General features: G+C 40.6%; 11 protein-coding genes. 5 read left to right on the top strand and 6 right to left on the bottom strand.

What is annotated here, in order from left to right:
- Window positions 1–12 precede the first annotated feature (12 nt).
- From Q4533_RS16450 to Q4533_RS16440, 3 genes are all read right to left on the bottom strand, one after another.
- Entirely contained in the window at window positions 13–2,109 is a 2,097-nt protein-coding gene (locus Q4533_RS16450) for an HD domain-containing phosphohydrolase (protein ID WP_303503360.1), read from the bottom strand.
- Window positions 2,110–2,111: 2 nt separating this feature from the next.
- Entirely contained in the window at window positions 2,112–2,381 is a 270-nt protein-coding gene (locus Q4533_RS16445; RefSeq protein WP_303410649.1) for a hypothetical protein, read from the bottom strand.
- Window positions 2,382–2,615: 234 nt separating this feature from the next.
- A complete protein-coding gene (locus tag Q4533_RS16440) occupies window positions 2,616–4,166 on the bottom strand; it encodes a helicase HerA-like domain-containing protein (protein ID WP_368389899.1) in 1,551 nt (516 codons plus the stop codon).
- Window positions 4,167–4,536: 370 nt separating this feature from the next.
- Between Q4533_RS16440 and gloA the strand changes: the two genes are divergently transcribed.
- The 3 genes from gloA to Q4533_RS16425 all read left to right on the top strand — a co-directional run bounded on the left by gloA (window position 4,537) and on the right by Q4533_RS16425 (window position 7,229).
- Window positions 4,537–4,920, top strand: a complete 384-nt coding sequence (gene gloA / locus Q4533_RS16435) for a lactoylglutathione lyase (protein WP_102439116.1) — start codon at window positions 4,537–4,539, stop codon at window positions 4,918–4,920.
- Window positions 4,921–5,007: 87 nt separating this feature from the next.
- The gene (locus Q4533_RS16430) at window positions 5,008–6,108 is read left to right on the top strand and encodes an alkene reductase (protein ID WP_102477049.1); all 1,101 of its coding nucleotides are present in this window, start codon (window positions 5,008–5,010) and stop codon (window positions 6,106–6,108) included.
- Between the two features lie 260 nt (window positions 6,109–6,368).
- The gene (locus tag Q4533_RS16425; RefSeq protein WP_102477050.1) at window positions 6,369–7,229 is read left to right on the top strand and encodes a DMT family transporter; all 861 of its coding nucleotides are present in this window, start codon (window positions 6,369–6,371) and stop codon (window positions 7,227–7,229) included.
- A 61-nt stretch (window positions 7,230–7,290) separates the two neighbouring features.
- On the opposite strand, the gene Q4533_RS16420 is transcribed toward Q4533_RS16425, so the two are convergent.
- Window positions 7,291–9,882, bottom strand: coding sequence for a M1 family metallopeptidase (locus Q4533_RS16420; RefSeq protein ID WP_303503357.1), 2,592 nt, complete (start codon window positions 9,880–9,882; stop codon window positions 7,291–7,293).
- Window positions 9,883–10,293: 411 nt separating this feature from the next.
- Window positions 10,294–10,950 (bottom strand): LiaF domain-containing protein, encoded by a 657-nt coding sequence (locus Q4533_RS16415; protein ID WP_102439108.1) that lies wholly within the window; start codon window positions 10,948–10,950, stop codon window positions 10,294–10,296.
- A 401-nt stretch (window positions 10,951–11,351) separates the two neighbouring features.
- Between Q4533_RS16415 and Q4533_RS16410 the strand changes: the two genes are divergently transcribed.
- Window positions 11,352–12,011: a nitroreductase family protein gene (locus tag Q4533_RS16410; RefSeq protein WP_102520790.1), complete on the top strand. Its 660-nt coding sequence runs from the start codon at window positions 11,352–11,354 to the stop codon at window positions 12,009–12,011.
- Window positions 12,012–12,724: 713 nt separating this feature from the next.
- Here Q4533_RS16410 and Q4533_RS16405 read toward each other — a convergent pair.
- Window positions 12,725–13,903: a patatin-like phospholipase family protein gene (locus Q4533_RS16405; protein ID WP_102439104.1), complete on the bottom strand. Its 1,179-nt coding sequence runs from the start codon at window positions 13,901–13,903 to the stop codon at window positions 12,725–12,727.
- Window positions 13,904–14,385: 482 nt separating this feature from the next.
- On the opposite strand from Q4533_RS16405, the gene Q4533_RS16400 reads away from it, so the two are divergent.
- The gene (locus Q4533_RS16400) at window positions 14,386–16,479 is read left to right on the top strand and encodes a carboxylesterase family protein (RefSeq protein WP_303503354.1); all 2,094 of its coding nucleotides are present in this window, start codon (window positions 14,386–14,388) and stop codon (window positions 16,477–16,479) included.
- Window positions 16,480–16,564: the final 85 nt, after the last annotated feature.

The following is a 16,564-nucleotide window of genomic DNA, read 5'->3' as shown; positions in this document are numbered from 1 at the left end:
TGATACAGAACTTTAGGGCATATTGGGGCAAGTCTTCTTATTAACTATCTTGTTAATAATCTCAGTAAATTGAGTTACATTGTGGATTTGCTGCTGGTCAATATTGATATGCTCTAACGCAAGTTCAATATTAAGGTTATCAAGTTCTAGTTGCGCGATTAGCGACTTTGCATCTAGCTCTATATGCTCTAGGGTTAAGATAAGAAAGTCATTGCCAAACACTCTAAAAATTAACGACTCTGGCAAAAATGCAGTTAACTTGTTGGCTATAAAGGTAAGTTTTTTATCACCTTCGAGCCAGCCGTGGGTTTTATTGTATTGACCAAAATTGAACAAACTGATGACGTAACAGCAATGATAATGTTTGCTAAATAGCTCTTCGTTTAACGTGATAACGTGCTCTAGATATCGATAGTTATATAAACCGGTAAGCGAATCTTTGTAATAATAGGCAAGCCTTGCTTCTTCAAACTCATCCTTTAAATAATTATGATCAACAGGAATTAGATTAGCACTCTCTAGCACTGGCACAGCTGCTTTTACCGTTTCAGGGCAAAATTGTTTACCTGCCAGCGCCTTTATTTCTGCGATAGCTTCTTGTTTCGATTTACTCATTTTATAGATACGTTTTGAGGTCATTGCATCAAAGGCGTCAACTAAAATGAGAATATGAGAAAGTGGGCAGATCTGTTTGCCTTTAAGTCCCCGAGGGTAACCCGTCCCATCATAGTGTTCATGATGGCACCTGATGATTTCAGCATGTTTTTTAAAGGCTTTAATCGATACCAGTAGCTTGTAGCCGCTGTCTAAATGCTGCTGAATAATTTTGTATTCTTGCGAGGTGAGTTTACCTGGTTTTAGTAGAATACTATCGGGTGTAGATATCTTACCTATGTCATGCATGATTGCTGATTCATAGAGGATTTCCACTTCAGCATTACTAAAGCCCATCTCTTTAGCTATCATCACTGAGTATTGTGCAACCCGCCGCGTATGACCAGCGGTGTAGCTATCGCGCCGCTCCACTAAATCAAGCATAGATGATAGTACTTGACGGTAGTTTTTTACATCTTGTTGCTTGTGTTTTAGTGCCAGCTCTCGCTCTTTACTATTAAGGGCATTTCTTTCTATCACGTATAAACATATAACCAGTAACACGGATAAAAAGATGGCGATAATGGCAACCAGATTATTGTAAAAATTGAGCTCAACCATCAGCTTGTTGATCTCTTGATCTACTGCAAATTCTAAATCATCCACATATACCCCTGTGGCGATAATCCAATCAAAAGGCTTATATAATTTGGCATAGGCCAGTTTTTTAACGATTTCATCATTGGTTTTACGTTTGAAATAATACTCGAAGTAAACTTCACCTTGAGCATTAATGCCATCAAGCTCCATCTGGAAGGGGTAGTTACCTTTGATGTCTTGACTGAGGGTTGATAATAGCAGCCCTTCGGTTTCAGGCTGGCTAGGGTGAACTTTTCTAATGGCAAAGTCATCACCACCGGCGTAATTAATCACTTCATTTACCCAAACGTAGGTTTCTGGGTTCTGCAGTTTAATTAGCCTAATAAAGGCAGCGATCCTTTTTTTCGCTTCATTGATAACTTGAGGTGGTAATAATGACAGTGTCATTTGCATATCATCAGCAATCGCTGTGTTAATACTTATTTCAGCCAAGGTATTGTCTGGCTTAGAGGAGTGTAAACTTGGCTTATGGGATGACTGACAAAGAGCTTGTCCTGATTGTGTTAATTGGTATTGAAACTCATCATCGTCAGCGGCTAAAGTTTGTAGCACTTGGCAGCGTTGATGTTCAGGGGTGTTATTAAGTACTAATTTGAATTGTTGCGAATGCGTTTGTAGATTAGTTTGTTGTTTTTGGTATTCGCGCTTAAGGGTTGCTTGAGCTGCGATATGCACCGATGAAACAAGATCAGTAATATGCTCTTTTTTTAATTTAAATAAGTTTTCGCTGATAAGCTGTTTTTGCTTATCGATGACAAAATCTTCTGAGCGATTATCTAGATACAGAATTGATATACAGAATGAAAATACAATCAGTCCAAATAATAATGACTTTCTTAAATGCAGGTTAATCATATCTATAAGTCGCCCCTTATTAAGTTATTGTGACTAATAAGGGCTGATGGAAGCACAGGGGCGTAATATGCCACTAAGTGCTTGAGGTGTTTGATGCTAGCTGCGCGTATAACGTCAGAAGGTCTTGTAAAATAGCGAAGAATAACAACATAAGTGGTTTGAAAGGCATTGGCCTGAGTAATGCTATCTATTACAGAGGCATCAGCTAACGTGACATATTCTAACGTGACGTCTAGTAAACTAAGATTGAGTAAAGTGAAAAATTGGCTCATCCTTAATCACCTCTAAAAACTCCATTAACTAAACAATAGCGCATTTATTAGTGAAGTTACAACTAAGTTAACCAAAGGGATTGCTGAAATTTTTCAAAGTTAGATATTATTGATTTAATCAAAAAATATAGCTTGTCACAAGGTGATCTTTCTAGGCAGTTATGGCTAAAAATTCCTATTTACAGGTCAAGGATGAGTTAAAATGACTGGCTAGAGCAATATAACCGCGAACAATTATTTACCGCTTTTGCCGCTAATGCTGCCCAGTATTCCCCGCAAAATTTGTTTGCCAAACTTACTGCCCACCGCGCGTGCAGCTTGTTTTGAAAAGCTCTGTACTAGACCTTGACGGCGCTTGGTGCCAAATAGCAATTCGCTAAACCAATTGCTTTGTTCATCCTCGCTATCTTTTTGGGGTGTTGAGCTTGTTTTTTTTGGGGTAGACTTTTTAGTGTCAGCTTTTTCTATAGGAGGCTTGGCATCAGGGGCTTTTTCAAGTTGCTCGAGTTGATTGAGGCGTTCATAAGCCGACTCGCGATTAATGGCGATATCATAATGATTGCCGATAGGGCTTTGGGCGCGACAAGCATTACGCTCAGTCAGTGTTAATGGCCCCATACGACAGCGGGGCGGGGATATCAGCGTTTGCTCAACCATACTGGGCACACCATTATCTTGTAAGGTTGATACTAAGGCCTCACCCACGGCTAAGCTCGAAATCACTGCGGTGATATCCAGTTTAGGATTTACCACAAAGGTTTCAGCGGCGGCGCGAACCGATTTTTGGTCCCTTGGTGTATAAGCCCGCAAAGCATGTTGAATACGATTACCCAATTGTCCCAATATCGCATCGGGTATATCGTCAGGAAATTGTGAGCAAAAATACACCCCAACCCCTTTAGAGCGGATTAGGCGCATAATTTGCTCGATACGCTTAAGTAGATGATCTGGGCTATCCTCAAACAGTAAATGGGCTTCATCGATAAAAAAGGCCAACTTAGGTTTGTCGGCATCGCCCACCTCAGGCAGGTTTTCGTATAGCTCTGATAACAACCATAGTATAAAACTGGCATATAAATTTGGGGTTAATACTAATTTATCTGCCGCCAGAATATTGATTAAGCCATGGTTTTGCTCATCAACGCCCATGATGTCACTTAGCTCAAGGGCGGGCTCGCCAAAGAAAACCTCACCACCGTCACGCTTTAAACTCATCAGCGATCGCTGAATCGCCGCTAATGATTGCGCACTGACTAAACCGTATTCAGCACTGATGGTTTTACGCTCTTTTGAGACCAAGGTCAGAAGCGCTTTAAGGTCGTCTAAATCCAGCAGTAATAAGCCTCGGCTATCGGCTAAGGCAAAAACGATGTCTAAAATGCTGCTTTGGATGTCATTTAGCCCCAGCATTCTGGCTAATAATGTTGGCCCCATTTCACTGACGGTGGTGCGAATAGGGTGACCTTGCTGGCCGAGTAAGTCCCAAAAAACGCATGGATTAGCTTGGGGGCTGAAATTGCTAATACCAATTTTATCAGCGCGGGCTAATAGTTTATCTGACACCTTGCCTGCAGCGGCTAGACCTGAAATATCCCCTTTAATATCAGTAACAAAAACCGGCACACCTTGACGGGAAAAGTTTTCAGCTAACATCATCAGCGAGACCGTTTTACCCGTACCTGTCGCTCCTGCAATTAAGCCATGACGATTACCATAACGCAGTTGTAGCTCAACGGGATTATCGCCTTTACCTATCAATATCGTGTTTGTTGAACTTTGTTTCATTGTCGCTCCTTGCAGATATTGCTTTAGGTAAAAGCACAAAGGGGTGATGGTTAACGCTTATGTAATACCTTTATGGCAATAACAGTGTAGAACAAGAATGTAAAATAAGAATGTCGAATTGATTGGCTGGCGCACAAACGCTGTGGCCGCTAAGTAGCATGTCGCTAGCGAGTGATTCATTTTTGTAGCGCTATAAAATCTATAGCTCATACGAATAATAAAAAATTATCGTTTTAAGAATTTTTAATAATTATTTTAATCCTCTCCATTGCCGTAAACTAGCCCTATTAAATCAACGCAAGCGTTTTAGATTGTTATTTTGTTATCACTACTAACAGCGCTTTCATCTCTGTGAAGCTAAGGGCAAATTATGAAATTTTTACACACTATGATCAGAGTTGCAGATCTTGAGAAATCGATTGAATTTTATACTGATGTGCTGGGTATGAGTGTGCTCGATAGAGCTGAAAACACTGAATATCGTTATACCTTAGTGTTTGTTGGTTATGCCGATCAGCCAGATGGCACTAGCATTGAGCTGACTTACAACTGGGATACTGACCAGTATGATATGGGTAATGCCTTTGGTCATTTAGCCTTAGGTGTGGATGATATTTACGCTGCTTGCGACAAGATTAAAGATTTAGGCGGAAAAGTCACTCGTGAGCCCGGCCCTGTAAAAGGCGGCGCGACGCACATCGCATTCATCACTGACCCTGATAACTATCAAATTGAGCTGATTCAACTGAGCTAACTGAACCGAGCTAACTGAACTGAGCTCGTTATCTCAAAGCCCTATTACATCGGCTGCTCAATGACCCATTTTTCGAGGAATGACAACATGAAACAAGCATTATTTCAAACGCTGCAACTAGGCCGTCATACACTAACCAACCGCATTGTAATGCCACCAATGACCCGTTCACGTGCTTCACAGCCAGGAAACTTGGCTAATGACATGATGGCAAAATATTATGCTCAGCGCGCACAAGCGGGTTTAATTGTGGCTGAAGGCACGCAGATTTCTGCAATGGGCCAAGGTTATGCTTGGACACCGGGTATTTACAGCCCTGAACAAATTGCGGGTTGGAAAAAAACCACTGATTTAGTTCATCAACAAGGCGGGGTTATTTTTGCTCAGCTTTGGCACGTTGGCCGCGTTACTCACCCTGATAATATTGGTGGCGAGCAACCTATTTCATCTTCTGCCCTTAAAGCTGAAAATGTAAAAGTCTTTATCGACAACGGCACCCAAGAGCCTGGTTTTGTTGATGTGGTTGAGCCACGGGCAATGACCAAAGCAGATATTAAAGCTGTGATTGAAGAATATCGTCAAGCGGCGCTTAATGCGATTGAAGCGGGTTTTGATGGCATTGAATTACATGCTGCTAACGGTTATTTAATTAACCAGTTTATTGATTCAGAGGCGAATAACCGCACCGATGAATACGGCGGCTCAGTAGAAAACCGTTTACGTTTTTTAAGTGAAGTGGTTGGCGCTATGATTGAGGCGATTGGCGCTGACAGAGTTGGGGTGCGTTTAGCTCCATTTACTTCATTAAATGGCACCGTTGATGCTAACCCTGTTGAAACTTACACTGCTGCAGCAGCGTTATTAAATACCCATAAGATTGTGTATTTACATATTGCAGAAGTGGATTGGGATGATGCTCCTGAAACCCCAGCAGGCTTTAAAAAAGCGGTACGTGAAGCATATCAAGGGGTACTCATTTATGCCGGTAAGTATAACGCCGATACCGCAGAGCAAGCGATACAAGATGGCTTAGTGGATATGGTTGGTTTTGGCCGCCCATTTGTGGCAAACCCAGATTTACCTAACCGTATTAAGCATGGTTACCCATTGGCTGCGCATGATCCAGCCACCTTATTTGGTGGTGATGAGAAAGGCTTAACTGATTATTGTGAGTATGCTAGCAACTAATGCCTATAAAGCGCACGCTTGCTAGTTAAGCAGTCGCTAAACAGGTTAAAATATAATAGCCACTTTACTTCACTGTAAAGTGGCTATTTTACTATATGAGGGGGTGGTTAAGCTAACCGCTAATACCTTTCTTTTTATCAATGCATGACGATCCATGCATATTGATACAGCACTTTAGTTAATCTTATTTTCACTGCGGCCTGCTTGTTTTAGGCGCTGATGAGCTGTGTCTGTTTCAATATTACTCTAGAGAATTATCAATGCGCGGAGCGTTATATTTATTTATTGCCACCTTGTTGGCTGCTGTTGGCTGGATTTCGTCAAAGCTTGTGGTTGATGAAATGCCCGGCGAAGTGTTTATTGCTAGCCGCTTTATGTTAGCTAGTCTGATTTTATTACCTTTTTGCTATAAAAGTATTTGGCGATTAAGAGCCAAGCAGTTGCTATTAGCCTGCGGAGTAGGCATTTTCTTGGGGATGTCGTTACAGATTTGGGTGTTTGCGGTATCGATCAGTAATAGCCTGTCTGAAGGGGCATTTATCATGAGTTTAGCGATGATCATTGCGCCTATGACCGCCTGGGTTTTGTTTAAAGTTAAGCCTCACCGCGCATTTTGGTTAGCTTTACCCATCAGTGTGGTAGGGATGATGTTACTGAGTTTAAGTAATGGCTGGCAAGTGGAGACCAGTCAATGGTATTTCTTACTTGCCTCTTCATTGCTGTCTGTTCATTTTGTGTTGAACAAAAAAATTAGTCTCAGTATTAAGCCACTTGATTCGATATGTTTACAGTTATTTATGGTTGGCTTAGTTGCTGCTGTGTATGTAGCCTTTACCCAGCAATTAAGCTTTGAGGTCAATGATAGTTTGATATTTTGGTTTGTGGTTTCTACTGTTATCGCTACGTCAGTGCGTTATGTATTTCAGACTCTAGGCCAGTATCAAGTTAAGATGGAAACCGCGGCATTGATTATGATTTTAGAGCCTATTTGGACCATGATCTTAAGCTTTAGTCTGTTAGATGAGCAAATTTCGCTGCAAAAAGTTATTGGCGGTGCGCTGATTTTTATATCCCTAAGTGTTTATATTAAGCTGTCTAAGCCACCTAAAAACGCTAACTGATGCACTAACAACAAAAAGCCAGTCGTGAGACTGGCTTTTTAGTTAAGGCTCTACAGACCGATTAGAGCTGGTTTAAGTATTTCTCAACGCTGGCAAGTTCACGCTGCTTTAAGCTGACGCAGTTTTTAACACTTTCATCGAGCTTGGCTAAGGTACGGCCAAACTCAGGTGTTTGCGCGACTTTTGGCTTAAAGAATGTGTTGGTTGTATCCAGTGCCGCTAAATCACAACCGCTACCGGTAAACGATGGGATCATCGCCACCGCAAAGGGAGGTAGTTTCGCTTTTATGGCGCTGAAGTTAGCATAGATCCAATCTCTAAAGCGTTGTTTACGCTCATCGGTATAAGCTTGCCCTGCAAAGATATAGCGTAAATCTGGCGCATTGACTTTATCGGTCAAACTATAAGCTAGCACGCTGTTTTGTAGTTTTTCAGTAGGCGCATAGCCTAAGGCATACATTAAACGAGTGCGTTTTTGCGGGTCTTTCGTTACCTCAAATTCAGCTTTTACTTTCGCTAATACCTTACTGTCACCAAAATACACTGCAATATTGAGGTAAGTGCCGATAAGGTACTGGTCAACATCGTTATTACCATTAAGGTACAAGTCAGCTTGTTTTTTAGCGGTTGCAATTGTGGCTTTATCTTTGGCTTCAAAAGCTAATAAGTTAATCAATGTTGGGCGTAACTTACTAATAGATGACTTTTCATCAACTTTTGCAGTAACACCGTACTTCTCGATTGCGCTTTGTGCTCTTGAGGCAATGAACTTAGCCCATAGCTCTTGGTTGGTGTCATCAATAAAGGTGCGTTTTTGAGATTGTAAGTAACCTAATGCGGCAGAGACGATTTGCGGATGTTGGTCATCAATAAATGCGCCTAAAATATTCAGTAACTCACCACCTGAGATAAAGCCGGCATCTAATAAGGCATCAGCTGCTGAGATCAAGGCTTTACGCTCACGAGCTGTAAGCTGGGTTTTAGCATTGGCTAATAAGTTGCTCATTTGTGTTTCATCTAACAACCAGCGGTAGTAACCCATGGCGTCTGAATCTGGATAAATCCAATCAGGACTGAATGCTAATTTGATGGTTTGCGATTGACTGGTGAGTAAAATGGTTTCGGTTGCAACTTTGTCACCTTTACCATATTTAACCGATACCGGCACAGTCCAAGACTGCTTTGCAGCTTCAGTGCCAGCATTCACAAAGCGGCTTTGCTTAAGGGTTAGCTTATCACCTGCTAATGACACATCGATTAAAGGGTAAGATGATTGCTCAATAAAGGTGCTTAAGATACTGCCAACATCTTTACCTGAGGCTTTTGATAAGGCATTCCAAAGATCATCAGCTTCAGTATTTTGAAAGGCATGATCTTTAATGTATTGACGAATACCCTTATTAAATTCAGCTTCACCGATATAGTTTTCTACCATATCTAGCACTGCTTCGCCTTTACTATAGGCAAGGCCTAAACCGTCCATAATGTCGGCTTCGTTCTTAATGGGCTTGCGGATTGGCTTGGTCGATACCCGCGCATCTAATGACATCACGTAGTTTTTGGATAATGCTAAGTTAGATTCAAACTCAGGATGAATTTGTTCGGTGATTTTAGCCGCCATCCAGCTTGCAAAAGCTTCGTTTAACCATAGGTCATTCCACCACTGCATAGTCACTAGGTTACCGTACCATTGGTGTGCTAGCTCGTGGGCAATAATTGAAACGGCCGTTTTTTTGCTATTTTGGCTGGCGGTTTGCTCATCAACTAACAAAATATCTTCACGATAAGTGACTAAGCCTGCGTTTTCCATCGCCCCAAAAGGAAACTCAGGTACTGCAACGCTATCAAGCTTTTGATAAGGGTAATCGACCCCAAAATAATCTTCTAATGCTTTTAGAACTAACGGCATTTGCTCGGCTGCATATTTGGCTAGCTCGATTTTCCCCTTAGTGGTTATTACGCGCCCTGGGACTTTCATGCCTGTGACTTCAATTTCTTCAAATTGACCCACAGCATAAGCAACAAGGTAAGAGGATATTGGCTTGGTTTGAGCAAATACGTGAGTTGTCAGGCCATCTTTGGTTGCAACTGAAAGCTCAGGGGTATTGCTGTAAACCTTTTCAGTACTTGGGGCTGTGATGGTTACTTGAAAGGGGATTTTATATTCTGGTTCATCAAAGCTTGGAAAACTGCGGCGCGCATCACTCATTTCAAACTGGGTAAATAAGTAGGGCAGGCCGCCATCAATGGTTTTATACAGGCCGACAGATTGACGGTTATAAGGGGCTGTGAAATCCATTGAGAAAGAATATGCACCAGGTTCGATAGTATGTGGGCAGTTAAACAAAACCACCCCAGTATCTTGCATGATTACATCTAGTTGGCAGTCTTTGTTGTTAGCTGATTTGGCATCTAACTGGATATTGCTAGCAGTGTATTCTAAGCCGTTAAGTTGTAATTGCTTAGTGGCTTCAAGCACTTCAATTTGAATGGCTGTGCTGCCTGAGAAGTTATCTTTTACTGGATCTAAGTTGAGCTTAATACTTTGTGATAGTGGCTTGGCGACTTTACTTAGCACGTATTCATTGGCTAAGGCGTCGGTACTTCCCACAAATGAGAGCGTAACTAGCCCTGCAGTGACGATTCGATACATGTTATTTCCTGTTGTTTTAATTATCATTCCATGATGTTTAATGGCATTGATTAGGATTGAGTGACTATTAGCGTTTTTATTGATAATGATTGTATTCATAACGCTTGTATTGGAACCATTGCATTGATGATTCTATAGGGTCATTTAAAGCTGATGCTGATTATAACAAGTTAACAGCTAAGCGGTAACTTACGAGCATCATTTAAGTTGGGGTTGTTGTAACAATTGATGACTTGCTTAGAGTATTTAGTGTGATTACTTAGAGTAGCGCTTGATTGAAGCATCATCTAATCCCAGCTTGGCGATTGCTAGGTATTGAGTTACTTATGGCTTAGAGCTGATTTAATGGCCGAAATAAGGCAAATATTATCGTTGAGGTTTGCCTTATATTCGGATCTTGTGTTCTTAGTATCAAAAGTAGTTTTTAGTATCAAATGCCGATTTTAAGTTGTTGGCAAACTCGATAAACTTTTCTTTAATGGTGCGCTTGATAGACACCTCCAGCGAGCCCAAAATAACCTTACCCTCAATGGTGATGACAGGAGCTTGGCGGGTTGCGATAGAAGGCGCTTTGTTTTCTATGCTACTGACGAGCCCGTAAGTTTTACACACCACATTAATGCCTTCAGGAACATAGATACTGCTACTGCCCAAAAAGCAATTAATCTCAATGGTGACATGTTGATGCTGAAAAATGGCATCACTAAAGTCCAGAGTTGTTTCGCCAATAATATTATTAACCTTAATAACCTTTGGCACCACCCATTGGCCGCTACGTTCACTGTTACCTAATATGCTGGTTAAGCGCATATCTTCAGTGGCAGTTTTGCTGCCATAGTTTGGCGCAAACTGGTGGTCTTTTTGCTGACTATAGTCAGTATCAGCGGTTAAGGTTAGGTCTGCGACCAGTGCGACGATCTCTTGATGAACACTTGAGTTCATTGCCTCATCAAGGCGTCTTTCAAAGGCTTCAGCAGAGATAATGCCGTGGCTATAATTGACAATTAACTGATCGATAACTTGTTCTCTGACTTGCTCAATAGGGCGATCTTCTAAAATCACGGCCATAATGTCACTCCTTGGACTTTATAGTACATAGTGACTCAGATTTTAGTCACTAGGGTAGATGTTGTATTTAAGTTAAATTAAAGCAATATGCAGGCCAGTTTAAAGATGCTATATAAAAACAGTGCTTTATCATTCTTGCAGCATTGCGTTATCGTTTTTAACCTTTATAAATGCAAATGATATAGTGAAAGTAGCCAGCTGAATTAGTCAAAATAACCAGTGAACAGCCATGGGTTTGTCATTTTTTCTACGTATAGTTACGCTATAGAGCCATCTGCACCCGCTATTACGGATTTTTTATGGTTTAAAAACTCCATAAAGATTGGTGTCTAGCACTCTTTTTTTCTCAATGGAAAAGCCTAAAATGCACCGCATCGGCATCACCTATGAGGAAAATCATTATGTCACACCCAATTATTGCAGATTTGAATAAACGTTATACTGTGAAAAAGTATGATTCAAGTAAGCGTATTTCAGCAGCGGATATGGACGTAGTGAAACAAGCGATTCGTTTAACTGCTTCTTCTATTAACTCACAGCCGTGGAAATTTATCGTATTAGAAACTGATGTGGCAAAACAACGTTTTCATGAAACGTTTGCCAATATGCACCAGTTTAATCAGCCTCATGCTACTGAAGCCTCCCATGTGATTTTATTTGCCCATAACCCTAAGTTCACTAAAGATGACTACAGAAAAGTTGTTGATGTTGAAGTGTCGTCAGGTCATTTACCGGCAGACATGTATGACAACATGCTAAATGGTGCTTTTGGTTTTGCAGAGCAAAATACTGATGACAGTGGTTTTAATGGCCATTGGACTAAAGCGCAAACCTATATTGCTATTGGTAATACCTTGCATACGCTAGCTCGTTTAGGGATTGCTTCTACATCGATGGAAGGCGTTGACCCAAGCTTAATTGGTGAGATTTTTAAAGAAGAGTTAGATGGTTACGTTTGTGAGTTTGCGCTAGCAATGGGTTATCACAAAGAGGGCGAAGATTATAACTTTGGCCTACCTAAATCACGCTTACCTGAACAAGATATCATCACAGTTTTATAAACTATATTTGGTCGTTTAAATTATAGCTTGTAACACCTTTCTAATTGATTATTCTGTCCCTGTTATTAAAGCCCATCATGTACTCTTGATGGGCTTTTTTGTGTTGAGTATTTTTAAAAGATTAAATCAGCAGCTTAGTCTCCATTTTAAACAGTTACTATTTCACAGGAAGGTGAAAAATTTTAGGTTCGGCTTTTATAAGCCCTAAATGACTGATAATACTGCAATGTAACCCGTCACATTAACGTTGAGCATGAGTTAAACCTTTATAGGGACTGACTTCAACTGGAATACTGATGAAATTGAGTAGCCTCTGCAAGGTGCTATTCATACGTGTCATGCCATGAACCGCTGGCGCTGAAACGATATTATGAAGAATGGAATGTATTTGATGGGAGGCATGAATATTGATGGATGAATGCAGCTGCTTTGGTTGATAGTAGTATCATTAAGGCATTGCGCAATCGCTAACAACAGACAGTATTAAGAAGAGGAGTTACTTAGCTGCAGCTTATTGATAAAGCCGCCATTATGTTCAGTGTTTCAAGTCGTTCTCAACATGGTAAGTTATTCCAAAAAGTGTAGAGTCATAACTAAAGCGACTAAAAATGCTGATAAAATGGTAAAAAGGTGGGATTAATAATGACGTATTAGCTTGATTTTACTCTCCCAGTAATGACTTGGGAGAGTCGTGAAAGTAAACTATAACTTCTTTAATAAGGAACTTGGTTTTGCCATAAATTGTTGTTTACCGCCTTGTCATAGCCGTTTTGGTATAAGGCTTCCATGTACTGCTGATCAAACATTTTCTTGGTGGCAGGTTCTGCATCAAACTTGTCGTCAATATAAGTGAATGACAAATCGTAGTTATTTACTTCGCTGTAATACAGCATTCGATATAAATCACCTCTAGCTTGTTGAATCGTCATACTTTTCAAACTGCGATTCAGTAGTTCAAGGCCTTTATCATGTAGGGAAATATAAGGTGATTTTAATACCCCGTTACGGATAACGTGAATATTAGTTGGTTGCTGATAACCTAAAGCCTGATTGACTAACCCATAATCGAAATTACCTGGGTCGACAAACATTTGTGAGTTCATGCCGCCATCAACATGTAGTTCTTCTAGAGGCTTTCCATCTATCTCAACATTGATGAATTGTGGTGGAAACACCCCTGGAATTGACGAGCTTGCGGCTAAAATTTGATGAACTAAGTCATATTTATTTGGTAAGTTACTGGCAGCAATTTGGCCAATATTCCAGATCATCAGCTCGCCAGAATCAAACTGCGTAGTGCCAATAAATAGTCGACGCCCTTTTTGGTGTTCAGTCGCTATTTTATCAATCATTGTAGCAGGGTAAAACTGCTCCACTAGCTCATATAGACTACTGCCATCAGTAAAGGCATCTTTAAAAAGAGCATTTAAAAAATTGCGTTTACCTAATATAGCCTTATCGTTAAGGCCTAGCATGACTTGCTTTAATCGATGAATTTCATCACCACCAATAAATGCAAATGGTGCAATCAAAGAGCCTGCACTGATCCCTGTGACAATGGTGTATTGCGGTAGTTGATTACTATCATAAAGGCCGTTTATTACTCCGGTGCCATAAGCACCCTTAGCACCACCACCCGATAACACTAATATATTTAGCTTTTCTGACGCACTTGCTAATGGTGTGGTGTTGGTGGTTGCATCATATAAAAACGCAGGTTGTTCATCAGCCCAAAATCGATAAGGTTCAGCTATTTCGGTTTGATCCGCCGCCACGAGAGCATCTTTGTAATTGTTAGCATCAACCCGTTGTTCAAGTTGATGATTTGAGCTACAGGCCGTTATGAACAAGGCAAAAAATATTAACTTAATAAGGTTCTTCGGGGTGTTCATTAGTGTCTCCATTTAGCCGTTTAGCGGCTAAAAATCTAAAGATATTTTAAATCAAATTAGCAATATTATAGAAGCGAAAGCGGTTTCTATGATCTGCTGATAATTAATATTAGAAGGTTAATGGACATTGTGTAATCTGTTAAATCGCGTTTGAAGGATTTAACCCTCACAAAACGGCTATCGTGAATTGCTATCGTGAATTGCTATCGTCAATTGGGGGTAGATGGGCGATTTATCGATTTTAAACCGTGTAAATCTCACGCTTTTACTACTCTATAGCGGTTAATTTTATTACTTCAATGTTAATGATGATGGTTCGATCCTTCATAAGCGATTACAAGGTAAGGGTTAAATTAATTACTATAAATTTAATTATTCAGGCTCATACAGCAAAGATGCAAACTTTAACCTAATATTAGGCTTGAGCTACTTTGATGATTCACTAGCCAAACCCTAGCAATCAGAGATACATGGAGTTAATTATGACCGTGTTTTACCGTTCTACCCTTGCAGTGCTTATTTCATTAACATTAGTGGCCTGTGGCAGTGATGACAGCCCTAGTGTTACAGATCCAGAACCTGAAGTACCCGTTGTCGAGCCACTGCCACCACAGCAGATTGATCTGATTATTGGTGATAGCACCGTAATGGGGCTTAGAGAGTCAGTGGTGATTAATGATGTAGAGGGTACGGCAACGCGAGTTGAGTTAGAGGCGTTTAAAGGCATTACTTATGCGACTTCTGCGCGCTTTGAGCACAGTGTGGTCACAGAATTAACAGATGTGGTCGATGCAACGGTTTTTGGTGATGCCTGTCCGCAACTTGATTTAACGGTGCAGGAGCAATCAGAAGATTGTTTAAACCTTAATATTTGGCGCCCAGAAGATACGGTCGAGTCCGCTGATTTACCTGTTTATGTGTTCATTCATGGTGGTGATTTTGAATTTGGTTCAGGCTCAGACCCGCTAGTACAAGGCGATAATGTTGTCGCTCAGGGGGCATTAGATGATAAACCATTTATTGCGGTCACTCTAAATTATCGTTTAGGTATTTTAGGTAGCTACTGGCTTGATGGTAGTAAGAACGACAAAGGCGGTAATTTTGCTTTAGGTGACCAAAAACGCGCGCTTGAATGGGTCAATAACAATATTGAATTATTTGGTGGTAACCCAGATAAGGTTACCCTTGTTGGCCAAGGCGCTGGCGCCATGTCAGTAGGGATTTTACAGCAAACCGAAAACAGTGAAAGTTTTGCTGGTGACTATTTCCAGCGCGCTATTATGCAAAGCAACCCTTATGGCTTTGATTATAAGTCTTATGATCAAGCCAAAACCTTTCAAGGTAAGTTACAAGATTATGGCGATGAGTTATTTGCTGAAGAAGGCTCTGTGGTACTTGATGAGTTAACCCTTGAACAAATCATGCAAGTGCAGGAAAAGGCACTAAATCCATTAGCGAAAGTTGGCGCTTGGTCAGGATTAGACTGTATTGATGTGGATAACTTAGTAGGCAGTGGTTTATGTTTAACCTCTAAACTTAGCGCTGAAACTACGCCGTTAGCCAATTTAAAGCCTTTTTCGCCTTATGTTGATTTTCGCGCTAGAGGCGGTATTTTTGTCCCTGAAATCAGTGGTTATCATTTAAAAGCGCAGCCAGCATTAACTGAATTAAATGTACCGACTGTATTAGGCTTTAACAGTAATGATTCAAGAACAACGGCATTTCTGCCGAGTTTAACTTCATTAATACCGACGATTATCAATTTAATCCAACAGCTTAATGATGCGCCTGAAGATCCTGATTTAGCCGCTTTAGATATTCAGGCTTGGTTAGAATCCCAAGATAACTTGGCATTGTTAGAGCAAGAGTTAATGGCCATAACAAACTCAGATGTTGAAGCCCAAGTTGAGTTAGGTGACATTTTACCTAGCACAGCCTATGACGCCATTACCCGCTTTTTCTTTGGCTTAGGCAATGGCGCTATCATAGATGAACTGTTTAAATTAACGGACTTTTATCCAAACGATGAAAGTGAGTTAAGCGGTGCCACAGGTAATATGGCGCAATTTAATTTACTCGTTAACGATATGCTTTTCAGTGGTCCAGCACGGGTTATGGCCAAGCAAACCAGTGATAATGGTGTGGTGCCAGTGACTTTTTATAACTTTGATTACAAACCAAGCTTTAATGTGTGGACCACAAGTAATGAAGCAACATCCATTGACCTTGCAGCGCTAATTAAATCAATTAGCTGCATTGGTAACATTTGTAATGGTGCGGAATTACCATTTGTGTTCAATAAACCTTATACCGTGACAGGTAACAAGGTTACTCCAAGTGATAGTGATATGATGTTAATGGATAAATTGTCACGTCTTTGGTTTAGTGATGAGCTGTTTGATAACTATCAATTCAATACCAGCGATGACAATGTGTTAGTGATTGATGGTGACACCAATATACAACTTGAGTCTGATTGGGATAAAAGAAAGCAAGCTGGTATAGACCCTGAGTTACGCGAAGGTCGCTTAACGGGTCTTGAGGATTTAGGCTTAATTTTAGGCTACTTTAATTAATGACTAAATAGAGACTGTAACTAATTTTGTGTAACTGCTTATCAACACGTACTCTATAGAGAGTCAAGGATAGGCAGATACTCAT

Source organism: Shewanella sp. 6_MG-2023, assembly GCF_030547195.1.
Lineage (GTDB): Bacteria > Pseudomonadota > Gammaproteobacteria > Enterobacterales > Shewanellaceae > Shewanella.
Note: the sequence above shows the minus strand (reverse complement) of the source record. Positions and strands in the feature narration are given on the sequence as shown.